Here is a 16,405-nt window from a genome sequence, read left to right on the forward strand (position 1 = left end):
CCAAGGCGCGGCCCGGCTCCGCCCACGGGTGGTGCCGGGCCGCGCGCTGTCCGGAGCGGATCGCGGAGCCCTGTCCGTAACCACACACTCGGACATCTGACCATGTCTGGTTGTGTCCGAACATGCTTGACACGCGCGTCGAACCGGCGCACCCTGGACGACAGGGACGCCCGGGGAGGGCGCCACGGGACGACGGAGTCGATGTGTACGCACCCGAGCGACACCAGCAGATCCTCACGCGGGCCCGCGCCGACGGCCGCGTGGACGTCACGCGGCTCGCGGCCGAGCTCGACGTCACCCCCGAGACCATCCGCCGCGACCTCACCGCCCTCGAGCGGCACGGCCTCGTGCGGCGCGTGCACGGCGGCGCGATCCCCGTCGAGCGGCTCGGCTTCGAGCCCGGGCTGGCGGACCGGGAGGGCCTGCTGGCGGGGGAGAAGGAGCGCATCGCCAAGGCCGCGCTCGACGAGCTGCCCGACGGCGGCTCCGTCATCCTCGACGCCGGCACCACGACCGTGCGCCTCGCCGAGCTCCTGCCGACCGACCGCGAGCTCACCGTCGTGACGCACGCGCTGCCCGTCGCCACCGTGCTCGCCACGCGGCCCGGCACGACGCTCCACCTCGTCGGCGGCACGGTCCGTGGCCGCACGCTGGCCGCCGTCGGGTCGTGGGCGCTGCGCGACCTGGCCGAGATCCACGTCGACGTCGTCTTCCTCGGCGCGAACGGCATCACCGCCGAGCACGGCGTCACGACGCCCGACCTCGCGGAGGCCGCCGTCAAGCGCGCGCTCGTCGCCGCCGCCCGCCGCACCGTGGTGCTCGCCGACCACACCAAGGTCGGCCGCGTCGACCTCGCGCGCGTGGCCGGCCTCGACGACGTCGACACGCTGATCACCGACAGCGCCGTCGAGCCCGAGCTGGCCGACGAGATCGAGCAGGCCGGCACGCGGGTGGTGCGCGCGTGATCGTCACCGTCACCCCGAACCCGAGCGTCGACCGGGCGCTCGACGTCGACCGGCTCGACGTCGGCGAGGTCAACCGTGCGCACACGACGCACGTGCACCCCGGCGGCAAGGGCATCAACGTCGCCCGCGCGCTCGCCCGGCACGGCGTCGGCGCGCTCGCCGTGGTCCCGACGGGCGGCCCCGACGGCACGCGCCTGACCGAGCTGCTCGCCGAGCACGGGGTCGCCGCGGTGCCCGTGCCCGTCGCCGGCGACACGCGCACCAACATCACGCTCGTCGAGGCCGACGGCACGACCACCAAGGTCAACGCCCCCGGCCCCCACCTGGCCGACGGCGAGGTCGACGCGCTGCTCGCCGCGGTCGAGAACCAGCTCGTCGCCGGCCCCGCCGCCGTCGTGGCCGCGGGCTCGCTGCCCGCCGGCGCGGGGGACGCGTTCTTCGTGCGGCTCGGCGCCCTCGCCAACCGCTACCAGGTGCCGTACGTGCTCGACACGTCCGGCGCGCCGCTCGCCCGGGCGGTGCGCGCGGGCGGTCTCACGCTGGTCAAGCCCAACGAGCAGGAGCTCGGCGAGCTGGCGGGTCGTGAGCTGGTCACCGTCGGCGACGTCGTGGCCGCCGCGCGCGAGGTCGTCGACCAGGGGACCCGCGGCGTGCTCGTCAGCCTGGGCGCCCACGGCGCGCTGCTCGTCTGCCGCGACGCCCCGCACGCGTGGTGGGCCGGCGGGCCCGCCCTCGTCCCGCTGTCCACGGTGGGCGCGGGCGACTCCACGCTCGCCGGCTTCCTCGCCGCCGACGGCGCCGCCCCGGACCGGCTGCGCACGGCCGTCGCGTGGGGCCGCGCCGCGGTCCTCCGGCCCGGCACCGAGGTGCCGTCCCCGCACGACCTCGACCTCGACGCGGTCCGCGTCGTCGCCGATCCCGACCCGCGCCTCGCGCTCAAGGAGCTGTGACATGACCACCTCGGCCACCACCCCCCTCATCACGCCGGAGCTCGTCGCCGTCGACCTCGCCGCGGCCGACCGCGTCGGCGTGACCCGCGCGCTCGTCGACCTGCTGGCCGCCGCGGGCCGCGTCACCGACGCGGACGGGTTCGCCGCCGACGTCGCCGCCCGCGAGGCGCAGATGGCCACCGGCATGCCCGGCGGCGTCGGGCTGCCGCACGCGCGCTCGGAGCACGTCACGGCACCCAGCCTCGCCGTCGGCAAGCTCGCGCAGGGCGTCGACTGGGGCGCCCCGGACGGGCCCGCCCGGCTCGTCTTCCTCATCGCGGCGCCCGCCAGCGGCGACGCGGACCACCTGCAGATCCTCGCGGCGCTGGCCCGCCGGCTCGTCCACGAGTCGTTCCGCACCTCGCTGCTCGAGGCGCCGGACGCGCAGACCGTGGCCGACATCGTCACCCGGGAGGTCGTCCCGTCATGAAGCTCGTCGCCGTCACCTCGTGCCCCACGGGGATCGCCCACACGTACATGGCCGCCGAGGCCCTCGAGCAGGCCGGCAAGGCCGCCGGCCACGAGGTGCACGTCGAGACGCAGGGCGCGGCCGGCTCGACGCCGCTCGACCCCGCGCTCGTCGCCTCCGCGGACGGCGTGATCTACGCCGCCGACCTCGAGGTCAAGGACAAGCAGCGCTTCGCCGGCAAGCCGTTCGTCGACGTCGGCGTGAAGAAGGCCGTGCACGACGCGCCCGGCGTCATCGCCGCCGCCGTCTCCGCGGTGGAGTCCGCGCCCGCCGCCGGCACGCCGGCACCCGCGGCCGCTCCCGTCGCCGCACCGGCCGCCGACCGCGGTGCCGGCGCCGGCACGAAGGTGCGCCAGTGGCTCATGACCGGCGTCTCCTACCTGATCCCCTTCGTCGCCGCGGGCGGCATCCTCATCGCCGTCAGCTTCATGCTCGCGCAGATCGCCTGGGGCGGTGCCGAGGGCGCGATCGAGGTGACCGGGGTCGACGCCGCCGAGGTCGTCGCGTCGTTCGACCCGGCGTCGCTGCAGGACTGGGCCGTGGTGCTGCTCGCGACCGGGCAGGCCGCGTTCGGGTTCCTGGTCCCGGTGCTCTCCGGCTTCATCGCCTACGGCATCGCCGACCGTCCCGGCCTCGTGCCCGGGTTCGTCGGCGGCGCGACCGCCGTGCTCGTGGGTGCCGGCTTCCTCGGCGGCCTCGTCACCGGCTTCCTCGCCGGCTTCCTGGCGCTGTGGATCAGCCGCTGGAACGTGCCGAGGGGCGTGCGCGGCATCATGCCCGTCGTCGTCGTGCCGCTGCTCTCGTCGCTCGTCGTCGGGGTCGTCATGCTGGTCGTCCTCGGCCGGCCGATCGCCGCCGCCATGGAGGGGCTGACGAGCTGGCTCAACGGCCTCTCGGGCGCGAACCTCGTGCTCATGGGCGCACTGCTCGGCGCCATGATGGGCTTCGACCTCGGCGGCCCGGTGAACAAGGTGGCGTACACGTTCGCCGTCACCGGCCTGGCGACCGAGGGCCTCGCGCCGGGCGCCGTGCAGTACCAGGTGATGGCCGCCGTGATGGCCGCGGGCATGGTGGCGCCGCTCGCGCTGGCGCTCGCCACGACCGTGCGCAGGCGCCTGTTCACGCACGCCGAGCAGGAGAACGGCAAGGCGGCGTGGCTGCTCGGGGCGTCCTTCATCTCCGAGGGCGCGATCCCGTTCGCCGCCGCCGACCCGTGGCGGGTCATCGTGTCCTCGCTCGTCGGGTCGAGCGTCACGGGCGCCCTCGTCATGGCGTTCGGGTCCTCGCTCGTCGCCCCGCACGGCGGCGTGTGGGTGCTGCCGCTCATCGGCAACCCGCTGGGCTTCGTCGCGGCCGTCCTCGCCGGCGTCCTCGTCTCCGGCCTGCTCGTCGTCGTGCTGAAGACGATGAAGCACGACCCCCTCGTCGCGGCCGACCGCGCCGCCGACGACCGCGACCTCGTCGCCGCCGCCTGACCACCGACCACCACCCACCGACCCCACCCCGAGGAGCACTCATGGCCGAGCGCACCGTCGCCGTCGCGTCCCGCGTCGGGCTGCACGCCCGCCCCGCGATGCTGTTCACCCAGGCCGTCGCCGCGAGCGGCGTGCCCGTCACCATCGCGAAGCAGGGCGGGGCGCCCGTCGACGCCTCGAGCATCCTGTTCGTCATGTCGCTGGGCGTCCCGCACGGCGAGGAGGTCGTCCTCGCCGCCGACGGCGAGCACGCCGACCGCGTGCTCGACGAGCTGGTCGCGCTGCTGTCGACCGACCTCGACGCGCCCGAGGCCGGCGCCGACGCCACCACCGCCGGGGCGTCGTCGTGACCGCCGCGACGGTCGGCGCCCCCGCGGGGGGCGTGCTGCACGGTGTGGGCGTCGGCCGTCGCGCTGTGGTCGGACCGGTCGCGCAGGTGCGCCCGGCTCCCGTGGTGCCGGGCGACGCGGCGCTCGTCGTCGACGGGCGTCCCGCGACGCCCGCCGAGGCCCACGAGGCCGTCGCGCGCGCGTTCACCGAGGTGGCCGACGGCCTGCGCGCCCAGGCCGCCGCCGCGACCGGCACGGTGGCGCACGTCCTCGCCGCCACCGCGCAGATGGCCGCCGACTCGGCGCTGCACGCGCAGACGCTCGCGCGCGTCGACGCCGGCGAGCCGCCCGTGGCGGCGCTCGACGGCGTCGTGCAGATGTTCGCGACGATGTTCGAGCAGGCCGGCGGGTACCTCGCCGAGCGGGTCACCGACCTGCGCTCGGTGCGCGACCGCGTGGTCGCCCGCGTGCTCGGTCTGCCCGACCCCGGGGTGCCGCACCTCGAGCGCCCGTCCGTCGTCGTCGCGCGCGACCTCGCGCCGGCCGACACGGCCGCGCTCGACCTCGACAAGGTGCTGGCGATCGTCACCGAGCTCGGCGGACCCACCGGGCACACCGCGATCATCGCCGGGCAGCTCGGGCTGCCGTGCGTCGTGCGGGTCGCGGGCGTGACGGACGTGGAGGACGGCGTCGAGGTCGCGGTCGACGCGGCCGCCGGGACCGTGACCCCGCACCCGGACGCCGACCTGCGCGCCGCGTACGAGCGCCGGCACGCCGCCGAGGACCTGCTCGGCGCCGACGCCGCGCCCGGCGCCACCGCCGACGGCCACGCCGTCGCGCTGCTCGCGAACATCGGCACGGCCGCCGACGCCGAGCGCGTCGCGGCGTCGGGTGCCGGGGCCGAGGGCGTCGGGCTGTTCCGCACCGAGGTGCTGTTCCTCGAGCGCACGCAGGCGCCGACCGTCGAGGAGCAGACCGAGGCCTACGCCGCAGCGCTGCGCGCCATGGGCGGGCGCAAGGTCGTCGTGCGCACGCTCGACGCCGGTGCCGACAAGCCGCTCGCGTTCGCCGCGCAGCACGACGAGGAGAACCCGGCGCTCGGCGTGCGGGGCTACCGGCTCGTGCGCACGGCCCCCGAGCTGCTGCGCACGCAGCTCGAGGCGCTCGGTCGCGCGCAGGAGGCCACCGGCACGACGCCGTGGGTCATGGCGCCGATGATCGCGACCGCGGACGAGGCCCGCGACTTCGCCGCCGCCGCGCGCGCCGCCGGCGTCGCCACCGTGGGCGTCATGGTGGAGGTGCCCGCCGTGGCGCTGCGGGCCCGCGACGTGCTCGCCGAGGTCGACTTCGTCTCCCTCGGCACGAACGACCTCGCGCAGTACACGATGGCGACCGACCGCCTGCGCGGCGAGCTCGCGGACCTGCTCGACGCGTGGCAGCCCGCCGTGCTCGACCTCGTCGCCGTGACCGCGGCCGCGGGGGTGGAGGCCGGCAAGCCGGTGGGCGTCTGCGGCGAGTCCGCGTCCGACCCGCTCATGGCGCTCGTCCTCGTCGGGCTCGGCGTCACGAGCCTGTCGATGGCCGCGGGCGCGCTGCCCGCCGTGCGGTTCGCGCTGCGCCGGCACACGCGGGAGCAGTGCGTCGCGATGGCGGCCGCGGCGCGGGCGGCGCGCTCGGCGGCCGACGGGCGGGCGGCGGTGCTCGCGCTCGCGGAGCCGGAGGTGCGGGACACGCTGGCGCTCTGAGCCGGGCGGTGCGACGGCTCCCCGATGAGTCGCGCCCGCGCGCCGGGTCGGTACGGGTGGTCGCACGCCGGCGTGCGACGCGCCGACACCCGGAGGGCACCATGACCACCACGTCCGACCGCACCACCGCGCTGCCCGGCCGCCCGCCCGTCGTCGACATGGCCACGTGGCAGGCGGCGCGCGACGAGCTGCTGGTGCGCGAGAAGGCGCACACGCGCGCCGGCGACGCGCTCGCGGCCGACCGCCGTCGGCTCCCCATGGTCGAGGTCGACGGCACGGTGGAGGTCGTCGGCGCGAACGGGCCCGTCCCGTTCGTCGACCTGTTCGACGGGCGGGACGAGCTGCTCGTCTACCAGCACATGTGGCACGACGGCGCCCCGCACCAGGGGCAGTGCGAGGGCTGCACCCTGTCCGCCTGGTACCTGCGGGACACGTCCTACCTGCAGGCGCGCGGCGTCGCGTTCGCCGTGCTCACCGAGGGGCCGTGGGACGAGGTCGCGCCCTTCGTCGCGTTCATGGGCTACACCCAGCCGTGGTACTCCGTGCGCGGCCTCCCGCGGCCCATCGGCGAGATCATGGGCTCGATCACCTGCTTCCTGCGCGACGGCGACCGCGTCTTCCTCACGTACACGACGACGGGCCGCGGGGGAGAGGCCGCGAGCCCGACCTTCGCGCTGCTCGACATGACGCCCTACGGCCGCGGCGAGGCGTGGCAGGACGTCCCGGACGGCTGGCCCGAGGGCCGGGAGGCGTGCTGGTACTGGCGCACCGACGCCGACGGCAACGCCACGTGGGGCCCCACGGGCCGCCCCGTGCCGCAGTGGACGCGGCCCGGCGTCACCGCGGAGCAGACCCTCGGCCGGAACGGCCACCACCACTGACGGGGGACCGGCGCCGGCGGCGCGCCGGGTGGCCGCGGGTCGCGGCGTAGCCTGACGCGATGGCGCACGAGCATGCCGACCTGCACGACCCGGAGACCGACCCGCTCGCCACCTACGTCCTCGAGCCCGACGACGTCCGGCCGCTGCTGGCGCGCGTCGTCGCCGGGCCCGGGCACGCGACGCACGCCGCCACGGCGCCGTTCACCGGCGCGCCGATCGCCGCCGTGCCGCTCACCGCGCCGACCGACCTACCCGCCGCGGCCCGGCGGGCCCGCGCGGCGCAGCGCCTGTGGGCCGCGCGGCCGCTGCGCGAGCGGACCGCGCTGCTGCTGCGCGTGCACGACCTGCTGCTCGAGCGGCAGAGCGACGTGCTCGACCTGCTGCAGGTCGAGACGGGCAAGGCGCGCACGCACGCGTGGGAGGAGGTCGGCGACGTCGCCAACGCGGCCCGCTGGCACGCACTGCGCGCGCCGCGGCTGCTTGCGCCGCGCCGGGTGCGGGGCCTGGTGCCGGGGTTCACGTCCGTGCGCGTGCACCGGCGCCCGCACGGGGTCGTGGGCGTCGTCACCCCGTGGAACTACCCGCTCTCGCTCGGGCTCGGCGACACCCTGACGGCGCTCGTCGCCGGCAACGCGGTGCTGCTGCGCGCCGACCCGCAGACCGCGCTCACCCTGCTGTGGGCGGCGGAGCTCCTCGACGACGCCGGCGCGCCGGAGGACCTCGTGCAGGTGCTCGTCGGCGGGCCCGACGTCGGCATGGCGCTGCTCGAGCACGTCGACCACGCCGGCTTCACCGGGTCGACCGCGTCGGGGCGCGTGCTCGCCGCCCGTGCGGGCGAGCTGGGCGTGCCCGTCACGCTGGAGCTCGGCGGCAAGAACGCGATGTACGTGGCGGACGACGTCGACGTCGAGGCCGCCGCGGCGGCGGCGGTGCGGGCGTGCTTTGGGTCCGCCGGGCAGGTGTGCGCGGGCGTCGAGCGGCTGTACGTGCACGAGGCGGTGCGCGAGGCGTTCGTCGCGGCGTTCGTGCGCCGCACCGCGGCGCTGCGCCTCGGGTCCGGCCTCGATTACCGGTCCGACATGGGGTCGCTGACGTCCGCCGACCAGCTCGCGCGCGTCGTCGAGCACGTCGAGGACGCCGTGGGCCACGGCGCGCTCGTGCTCGCGGGCGGGGCGCAGCGCCCCGACCTCGGGCCGTACTTCTACGAGCCGACGGTGCTCGCAGGCGTCCCGCGGGAGGCGCGCGTCCACGACGAGGAGACGTTCGGCCCGGTCGTGAGCGTGCACCCCGTGGCGTCGGACGACGAGGCCGTCGCCGCGATGAACGACTCGCCGTACGGGCTCGTCGCCGCCGTGTGGTCGGCCGACCTGCGGCGGGGACGCGCGGTCGCGGCGCGGGTGCGCGCCGGGGCCGTCGTCGTCAACGAGACGCACCAGACGCTGTGGGGGAGCGTCGGCGCGCCCATCGGCGGCGTCGGCGCCTCCGGCCACGGCCGCCGGCACGGCCGCGAGGGCCTGTGGGCGACGACGTGGGAGCAGTCGGTCGTCGTGCAGCGCGGCGTGCACGGCGGCCGCGGGCTCGGCATGGGGCAGGTGCACGAGCTCGGCACCGAGGTGTGGCCGCGGGTGCTCACGCGCGCGCTCGAGGTGCAGCGGGCGCTGCGGCTGCCGTGAGCCCGCCCGGCGCTACGCCCGCAGCGGCCGCGACCGCCACACCACCGCGTGGCGGTCGTCGCCGGACGGGTGCGTCTCGACGCGCTGCACCGTGAAGCCCTCCCGCTCGTAGAACGCGCCGGCGCGGACGTTGGCCGCGACGTGCTCGACCCACAGCCGGTCGGCGTCGGGCGGGAGCCGGTCGGCGACGGCGCGCAGGAGACGCGGGCCGAGCCCGGTGCCGCGGTGGTCGGGATGCACGTACAGCTTCCAGACGACGTGGTCGTCGCCCAGGCGACCGTGCTGCGCGACCCCGGCGAGCTCGCCGGCCCGCTCCGCGACGAGGACGACGCCGTCGGCCACGGCACGGCCGACGTACGCGTCGCCCCACCACTGCCGGACCTGCGCCCGCGCGCCCTCCGGGCCGAGGATCGGCGCGTAGTGCGCGGCCACGTGCGTCGCCCCGAACCGGCAGACCGCGGGCACGTCGTCGGCCTCCGCCGTGCGCACGACCACGTCCGCCCCGTCCTGCGCCGCCATCCCGCGCTCCCTCCCGTCAGGCCCCGATGACGTCCATCGCGTGCCGCGCGATCGCCAGCTCCTCGTTCGTCGGCACGACGAGCACGGTGACGCGTGCCCCCTCCGGGGAGATGACGCGCGGCCCGTCGGTGCGGCCGGCGTTGCGCTCGGGGTCGACCTCGATGCCCATGGCGTCGAGGCCCTCGACCGCCCGGGCGCGCACGAGCGCGTCGTTCTCCCCGACCCCGGCGGTGAACGTCAGCGCGTCGAGGCGGCCGAGCACGGCGTGGTACGCGCCGATGTACTTGCGCAGGCGGTGGAGGTACACGTCGAGCGCGAGGTTGGCGCCCTCGTCGCCCGCCTCGACGAGCTCGTGCAGCGCGCGGAAGTCGTTCTCGCCCGACAGCCCCTTCAGGCCGGAGCGCCGGTTCAGCAGGTCGTCGATCTCGTCGGCGCTCATGCCGGCGTTGCGGTGCAGGTGGAACATGATCGCCGGGTCGATGTCGCCCGAGCGCGTGCCCATGACGAGACCCTCGAGCGGCGTCATGCCCATCGACGTCTCGACCGCGTGCCCGCCGCGGACGGCCGACGCCGACGCGCCGTTGCCGAGGTGCAGGACGATCTGGTGCAGGTCCTCCAGGGGCCGGTCCAGCACCTCCGCGACCTTCTGCGACACGTACTGGTGCGACGTGCCGTGCGCGCCGTACCGGCGCACGCGGTAGGTCGTGGCGACCTCGCGGTCGATCGCGTACGTGGCGGCGGCGTCGGGGAGGGTGCGGAAGAAGGCCGTGTCGAACACCGCGACGTGCGGCACGTCGGGCAGCAGCTCCTTCGCGACGCGGATGCCGGTGAGGTTCGGCGGGTTGTGCAACGGCGCGAGGGGCGACAGCTCCTCGATCGTGTCCTCGACGTGCTGGTCGACGAGCACCGGCCGGTCGAACCGCGAGCCGCCCTGGACGACCCGGTGGCCGACGGCGACGACACCAGCCGTCGCGAGGTCCGGGCCGACCTCCGCGAAGAGGCTCAGCACGACGCGCAGCGCCTCGGCGTGGTCGGGGACGGGGACCTCGCGCCGCGTCGTCCCGCCGTGCGCGACGTGCTTGACGGCACCGCGCGGCTCCCCGATGCGCTCCACGAGCCCGGACGCGACCGCCTCGCCGGCGACCGGGTCGACGAGCTGGTACTTCACCGACGACGAGCCGGAGTTGACGACGAGGACGGTGCCGCGGGCGCCGCCCGAGGGGGTGGTGGTCATCGGGCTCAGGCCTCCGGGGCGGTGAGGGTGGCGGGCGCGGGCGCGGGGGCGGGGTCGACGGACGGCGCCGGGGTCTCGGGCGTCGCAGTCTCCCGCGGCTCGGGCTGGGCGACGTCGGGGTCGCCGGCCTCCGCCGCCGGCGCGGACAACGCCTGCGCCTGGATCGCGGTGATCGCCACCGTGTTGACGATGTCCTGCACGAGCGCGCCGCGCGACAGGTCGTTGACGGGCTTGCGCAGGCCCTGCAGCACCGGCCCGATCGCCACGGCGCCGGCCGAGCGCTGCACGGCCTTGTACGTGTTGTTGCCGGTGTTGAGGTCGGGGAAGACGAACACGGTCGCGCGGCCCGCGACCGCCGAGTCCGGCATCTTCGTCTTCGCCACGGACGCGTCCACCGCGGCGTCGTACTGGATCGGGCCCTCGACCGACAGGTCGGGGCGGCGCTCACGGACCAGGGCGGTCGCCGTGCGCACCTTCTCGACATCGGCCCCCGTGCCGGACTCACCGGTGGAGTACGACAGCATCGCGATCCGCGGCTCGATGCCGAACTGCGCGGCCGTGCCGGCCGACGAGATCGCGATGTCCGCGAGCTGCTCCGCCGTCGGGTCCGGGATGACGGCGCAGTCGGCGTAGACGAGCACGCGGTCCTCGAGGCACATGAGGAAGGCGCTGGACACGCTCGACGTGCCGGGCGCGGTCTTGATGATCTCGAACGACGGCTTGATGGTGTGCGCGGTGGTGTGGATCGCGCCGGACACCATGCCGTCGGCGAGGCCCAGCTGGACCATGAGGGTGCCGAAGTACGACACCGACGACACGATCTCGCGGGCCCGCTCGACGGTCATGCCCTTGTGCCGACGCATCTCCGTGTACGCCGCCGCGAACCGCTCGAGCTGCTCGCCCGCCTTCGGGTCGATGACCTGCGCCTCGTCGAGGTCCAGGCCGAGCTCGGTGGCGCGCGCCCGGATCGAGGCCTCGTCGCCGAGGATCGTGAGGTCGGCGACCTGCCGCTGCAGGAGCGTGGACGCCGCCCGCAGGATCCGGTCGTCGCCGCCCTCCGGGAGGACGATGTGCTTGCGGTCGCCGCGCGCGCGGTCGAGCAGCTGGTACTCGAACATCAGCGGCGTCACGACCTCGGGCCGCGGCACGTCCAGCGCCGCGAGCAGCGCGGCGCCGTCGACGTGCTGCTCGAACAGCGCGAGCGCGGTGTCGATCTTGCGCTGGGCGTCGTGCGTGACACGGCCCCGCGTGCGCGCCGCGGCGCTCGCGGACCGGAACGTGCCGAGGTGCGTGCGGATCAGGGGCAGGCGGGAGCCGAGGCCCTCGACGAGCCGCTGGATCGTGCCGGCGGGCTCGAGGCCGCCGTTGAGGATGATGCCCGCGAGCGACGGGAAGCCGTCGGCCTGGTGCGCCGTGAGCAGCCCGAGCAGCACGTCGGCCCGGTCGCCGGGGGTGATGACGACGGCGCCGTCCTGCAGCCGGTCGAGCAGGTGCTCGATCGACATCGCGCCGACGAGCACGTCGAGCACCTCGCGCCCGAGCAGCTCCTCGTCGCCGCCGGTGAGCTCCCCGCCGACCGCCTCCATGAGCTGGCGCAGCGTCGGCGCGTACAGCAGCGGGGACTCGGGCAGCGCCCAGACGGGCACGGTGCCGGAGAGCGCCTGCACCACGTCGGGCATCGCGCCGGGTGCGCAGCGGTTCGCGACGACCCCGACGACCTGCGCGTGGTTCGCGGCGATCTCGGTCGCGGCGACCTCCACCGCGTGGCGGACGTCCTCCGGCGAGCGGCTCGCGCCCCGCACGACCAGGACGACGGGCGCCGCGAGGTTCGCGGCGATGCGGGCGTTGTACGCGAGCTCGGTCGGCCCGGCGACGTCGGTGTAGTCGGTGCCGACGACCACGACCGCGTCGCACTGCCGCTCGACGTCGTGGAACCGCGCGACGATCCGCGACAGCGCCGCCTCGGGGTCGGCGATGACCTCGTCGTAGGTGGCGCCGACGGCCTCGTCGTAGGAGATGTCGACGCCGTCGTGCGCGAGCAGGAGGTCGAGGACGTAGTCGCGCTCGTCCGTCGAGCGGGCGACGGGCCGGAACACCCCGACGCGCTGCACCGACCGCGTGAGGAGGTCGACCAGGCCGAGCGCGACGACGGACTTGCCGGTGTCGCCCTCCGCGGACATGACGTAGATCGTGCGGGCCACTGCGTGCTCTTCCTCCCGAGGTCGCCCGCCGCTCCCCGGCGGCGGACGGGTGGTGGGTGCGGCGACCGGCCGGCCGCCGCACCCACCGACGTGGTGCTGCTACTCGTTGTCCCCGCCGGTGTCGGTCCCGCCCGACACGCGGTCCGCCTGCGGGCCGCCGACCTCCGTGCCGGTCTCGCCGGCGTCCGGCCACACCCAGTCGCGGACCTCCGGGACGTCCTCGCCGTGCTCGCGCGTGTACTGGCGCGCCGCGATGCGGGCGTCGACCATGCGCTGGCGCAGGCCGGCGTGCGACGCGCGCAGCCAGTGCACGTGGTCGATCACGTCGATGACGAGGTGGTACCGGTCGAGGTCGTTGAGCATGACCATGTCGAACGGCGTCGTGGTCGTGCCCTCCTCCTTGTACCCGCGCACGTGCAGGTTCTTGTGCCCGTTGCGGCGGTACGTGAGGCGGTGGATGAGCCACGGGTAGCCGTGGTACGCGAACACGATCGGCCGGTCGGCCGTGAAGATCGTGTCGAACTCGCGGTGCGAGAGCCCGTGCGGGTGCTCGGTGTCGTCCTGGAGCCGCATGAGGTCCACCACGTTGACGACGCGCACCTTCAGCTGCGGCAGCTCGCGCTTGAGGATGTCCGCCGCGGCGAGCACCTCGAGCGTCGGCACGTCGCCGGCCGCCGCGAGGACCACGTCGGGCTCCTCGCCGGGCACCTCGGTGCCGGCCCACTCCCAGATGCCGAGCCCGCGCGTGCAGTGTGCGACGGCCTCGTCCATCGTCAGGAAGTTGGGTGCGGGCTGCTTGCCGGCCACGACGACGTTGACGTACTGCCGGCTGCGCAGGCAGTGGTCGTACGTGGACAGCAGCGTGTTCGCGTCCGGCGGCAGGTAGACCCGCACGACCTCGGCCTTCTTGTTGACCACGTGGTCGATGAAGCCGGGGTCCTGGTGGCTGAAGCCGTTGTGGTCCTGCCGCCACACGTGGCTCGAGAGCAGGTAGTTGAGGCTCGCGATCGGCCGGCGCCACGGGATGTCGTTCGTGACCTTCAGCCACTTCGCGTGCTGGTTCACCATCGAGTCGACGATGTGGATGAACGCCTCGTAGCTCGTGAACAGGCCGTGCCGCCCCGTGAGCAGGTAGCCCTCGAGCCAGCCCTGGCACTGGTGCTCGGACAGCATCTCCATGACCCGGCCGACGCGTGCCATGTGCTCGTCGACGTCGGGGCCCTCGAACTGCGCGTTCCACTGCTTGTCCGTCGCGTCGTACACGGCCTGCAGGCGGTTCGACGCCGTCTCGTCCGGCCCGAAGATCCGGAAGTTGTCCGGGTTGCGGCGCACCACCTCGGTGAGGAACTGCCCCAGCACGCGCGGCGCCTCCGCGAACGTGGCGCCCGGGCTCGGCACGTCCTGCGCGAACTCGCGGAAGTCCGGCAGGCGCAGGTCGCGCAGCAGCAGGCCGCCGTTGGTGTGCGGGTTCGCGCTCATGCGCAGCTCGCCGGACGGCGCGAGCGCACGGATGTCGGCGTCGACCCGCCCGGTGGCGTCGAAGAGCTCCTCCGGACGGTACGAGCGCAACCAGTCCTCGAGCACCGCCAGGTGCTCGGGGGTGTCGCGCGCGCTCGCGAGCGGCACCTGGTGGGCGCGCCACGAACCTGTGGTCTTCTTGCCGTCGATCTCCGCCGGACCCGTCCAGCCCTTCGGGGTCCGGAACACGATCATCGGCCAGCGCGGCCGGGACTCGTCACCCTCGGCGGCGCGCTGCTTGATCGCGGCGATGCGGTCGAGGACCTCGTCGAGCAGCTGCGCGAACCGCCGGTGGACGCTGTGCGGCTCCTCGTCGTCGAAGCCCGCGACGAAGACGAACGGCTCGTGCCCGTAGCCGACCATGAGGTCGTGCAGCTCGTCGTCCTCGATGCGGGCGAGGATCGTCGGGTTCGCGATCTTGAAGCCGTTGAGGTGCAGGATCGGCAGGACGACGCCGTCCTGGCGCGGGTTCACGAACTTGTTGGAGTGCCAGCTCGTGGCCAGCGGGCCCGTCTCCGCCTCGCCGTCGCCGACGACCGCCGCCACCAGCAGGTGCGGGTTGTCGAACGCCGCGCCGTACGCGTGGCTCAGCGCGTACCCGAGCTCGCCACCCTCGTGGATCGAGCCCGGGGTCTCCGGCGCCACGTGGCTCGGGATGCCGCCCGGGAACGAGAACTGCCGGAACAGCCGGCGCATGCCCTCCTCGTCCTCGGTCACGTCGGAGTAGACCTCCGAGTACGTGCCGTCGAGGTAGGCGCTCGCGACGAGACCCGGCCCGCCGTGCCCGGGGCCGGTGACGTAGATCGTCGACTGGTCGCGCTCGGCGACCGCCCGGTTGAGGTGGGCGTAGAGGAAGTTGAGGCCGGGCGTCGTACCCCAGTGGCCCAGCAGGCGCGGCTTGACGTCGTCACGGTCCAGCGGCCGGCGCAGCAGCGGGTTGTCGAGCAGGTAGATCTGCCCGACGGACATGTAGTTGGCCGCGCGCCACCACTTGTCGATGCGTTCGAGGGTCGCGTCGTCGAGGTGGCCGGTGCCCGTCCGCCACGCGGCGCGGGCCTCCGCGGCGGCGAAGTCCCCGGCGGCGATCGGCGCGGGACCCTCCGTGGTGCGGTGCGGGTCCCTGGCGGTGCTCGTGCTCATGTCCCCTCCGGTGCTCGTGGATCGAGGCGTCGTCCCTGGTCACCCAGCCTTCCGTGCGGGCTGGACGGGGGGTGGGACGTCCGGCCCAGAGCGGGTGTGCTCCTGGCCACATGCCATACAACCGCACGCACGACGGGCCCGCAGGGCGCCGCGGGCACCACCGGGTGGACGCCCGTCGACGCGGGGGCCGGGGTCGGCCCGGTGCGTGGCCGGGAGGCTCCGCCGACCGCACGGGACGACGGGCCGCGCGGGTTACCGTGAGGTGTGGCCGACGCACCGACCTCCGTGTGGCGCGCCGCCGTGCGCCCGCGCATGCTCGGCCTGCTCGTGCTGCTGCTCGCGGCCGCGGCGGTGTGCGGGCGGCTGGGCGCGTGGCAGCTCGAGCGCGCCGAGGTGCGCGGCGCCGCCGCGGAGGAGCGCCGCGCCGCCGAGACCGCCGCTGCCGAGCCGGTGCCGCTGGCGGACGTGCTCGTGCCGGGCGCGTCCGTGACGGGCGAGATGGTCGCCCGCAAGGTCGTCGTCACGGGTACCTGGGAGGCGGGCACGCTGCTGGTCGAGGGGCGCGCGCACGACGGCGTGACCGAGGGCGCGCTCGTGCTGACGCCGCTGCGGGTCGAGGGCGCGGGGGAGCACGGGGCGGGCGGGCAGGCCACGGGCGGCACGCTGCTGCCCGTGGTGCGCGGCTGGGCGCCGGGCACGGAGCCGGTCGCGGACGTGCCCGCGGGGCCCGTCACCGTGGTCGGCTGGCTGCAGGGCGGCGAGGAGGCCGGTGCCGCCGTGGTGGACGGCCGCACGGACGCCATCAGCCCGGCGCAGCTCGTGCACGTCTGGGACGCGCCCGTCTACACCGGGTACCTCGTCGTCGCCTCGGTCGAGCCGGCCGACCCCGCGGACCTCGAGCTGCTGGACCCGCCGACCCGGGCGGGGACGGGCCTGAACATCCAGAACCTCGCCTACGCGGCGCAGTGGTGGATCTTCGGCCTGTTCGCCGTCGGCCTGTGGTGGCGGCTCGTGCGCGACGAGGCGGCGGGGCGGCCGCCGATCCCCGGCGACGAGCCCGAGGAGCCCGCCGAGGACCCGGCCGACGCCCGCGGCGACGCGGGCGGCGACGGGTCCCGCGACGACGGCCCCGGTCCCGGGCGCGGCGGGGCGCCGGCACGGCCGGGAGCCCCCCCGAGCGAGACCAGGCCCCCGCCGGGGAGCACGCGCACGCCCCCCAGCTCGCCACACACGGGCCCGCCGGCGCCCCCGCCGCGCCCCACCAGGG

13 protein-coding genes are annotated in these 16,405 nt (G+C 75.6%); 9 read left to right on the plus strand and 4 right to left on the minus strand.

From position 1 onward, the window contains the following. The first annotated feature begins 203 nt into the window (after positions 1 to 203). The 8 genes from AB6N23_RS08145 to AB6N23_RS08180 all read left to right on the plus strand — a co-directional run bounded on the left by AB6N23_RS08145 (position 204) and on the right by AB6N23_RS08180 (position 8,526). Positions 204 to 965, plus strand: a complete 762-nt coding sequence (locus AB6N23_RS08145) for a DeoR/GlpR family DNA-binding transcription regulator (protein ID WP_412865596.1) — start codon at positions 204 to 206, stop codon at positions 963 to 965. Continuing rightward, positions 962 to 1,915 carry a 1-phosphofructokinase gene (gene pfkB, locus AB6N23_RS08150; RefSeq protein WP_412865597.1) on the plus strand — a complete coding sequence of 318 codons (954 nt, stop codon included), beginning with the start codon at positions 962 to 964 and terminating at the stop codon, positions 1,913 to 1,915. Before AB6N23_RS08145 ends, pfkB begins: the two co-directional genes overlap by 4 nt. Before the next feature lies 1 nt (position 1,916). After that, positions 1,917 to 2,384 carry a PTS sugar transporter subunit IIA gene (locus tag AB6N23_RS08155; protein ID WP_412865598.1) on the plus strand — a complete coding sequence of 156 codons (468 nt, stop codon included), beginning with the start codon at positions 1,917 to 1,919 and terminating at the stop codon, positions 2,382 to 2,384. Next, on the plus strand, positions 2,381 to 3,898 hold the full coding sequence (locus tag AB6N23_RS08160; RefSeq protein WP_412865599.1) for a PTS fructose transporter subunit IIC: 1,518 nt from the start codon (positions 2,381 to 2,383) through the stop codon (positions 3,896 to 3,898). The genes AB6N23_RS08155 and AB6N23_RS08160 overlap by 4 nt, the downstream gene beginning before the upstream one ends. Before the next feature lie 41 nt (positions 3,899 to 3,939). Then, positions 3,940 to 4,248, plus strand: coding sequence for an HPr family phosphocarrier protein (locus AB6N23_RS08165; protein WP_412865600.1), 309 nt, complete (start codon positions 3,940 to 3,942; stop codon positions 4,246 to 4,248). A gap of 32 nt (positions 4,249 to 4,280) precedes the next feature. Then, complete coding sequence (ptsP, locus tag AB6N23_RS08170; RefSeq protein ID WP_412865608.1) at positions 4,281 to 5,972, plus strand: phosphoenolpyruvate--protein phosphotransferase; 1,692 nt, start codon at positions 4,281 to 4,283, stop codon at positions 5,970 to 5,972. A gap of 101 nt (positions 5,973 to 6,073) precedes the next feature. Beyond that, complete coding sequence (locus AB6N23_RS08175; RefSeq protein ID WP_412865601.1) at positions 6,074 to 6,853, plus strand: DUF899 family protein; 780 nt, start codon at positions 6,074 to 6,076, stop codon at positions 6,851 to 6,853. Positions 6,854 to 6,912: 59 nt separating this feature from the next. Further along, a complete protein-coding gene (locus tag AB6N23_RS08180) occupies positions 6,913 to 8,526 on the plus strand; it encodes a succinic semialdehyde dehydrogenase (RefSeq protein WP_412865602.1) in 1,614 nt (537 codons plus the stop codon). Positions 8,527 to 8,538: 12 nt separating this feature from the next. On the opposite strand, the gene AB6N23_RS08185 is transcribed toward AB6N23_RS08180, so the two are convergent. From AB6N23_RS08185 to AB6N23_RS08200, 4 genes are all read right to left on the minus strand, one after another. Then, positions 8,539 to 9,045 carry a GNAT family N-acetyltransferase gene (locus AB6N23_RS08185; RefSeq protein WP_412865603.1) on the minus strand — a complete coding sequence of 169 codons (507 nt, stop codon included), beginning with the start codon at positions 9,043 to 9,045 and terminating at the stop codon, positions 8,539 to 8,541. A gap of 16 nt (positions 9,046 to 9,061) precedes the next feature. After that, a complete protein-coding gene (locus AB6N23_RS08190) occupies positions 9,062 to 10,279 on the minus strand; it encodes an acetate kinase (RefSeq protein WP_412865604.1) in 1,218 nt (405 codons plus the stop codon). A 5-nt stretch (positions 10,280 to 10,284) separates the two neighbouring features. After that, a complete protein-coding gene (pta, locus tag AB6N23_RS08195) occupies positions 10,285 to 12,480 on the minus strand; it encodes a phosphate acetyltransferase (protein WP_412865605.1) in 2,196 nt (731 codons plus the stop codon). Between the two features lie 99 nt (positions 12,481 to 12,579). Next, positions 12,580 to 15,138 (minus strand): phosphoketolase family protein, encoded by a 2,559-nt coding sequence (locus AB6N23_RS08200; protein ID WP_412865606.1) that lies wholly within the window; start codon positions 15,136 to 15,138, stop codon positions 12,580 to 12,582. A 264-nt stretch (positions 15,139 to 15,402) separates the two neighbouring features. On the opposite strand from AB6N23_RS08200, the gene AB6N23_RS08205 reads away from it, so the two are divergent. Beyond that, positions 15,403 to 16,405: SURF1 family protein (locus AB6N23_RS08205; protein ID WP_412865607.1), on the plus strand; the 1,003-nt coding region annotated here is incomplete at its 3' end.

It is taken from the genome of Cellulomonas pasadenensis, assembly GCF_047229365.1.
Lineage (GTDB): Bacteria > Actinomycetota > Actinomycetes > Actinomycetales > Cellulomonadaceae > Cellulomonas.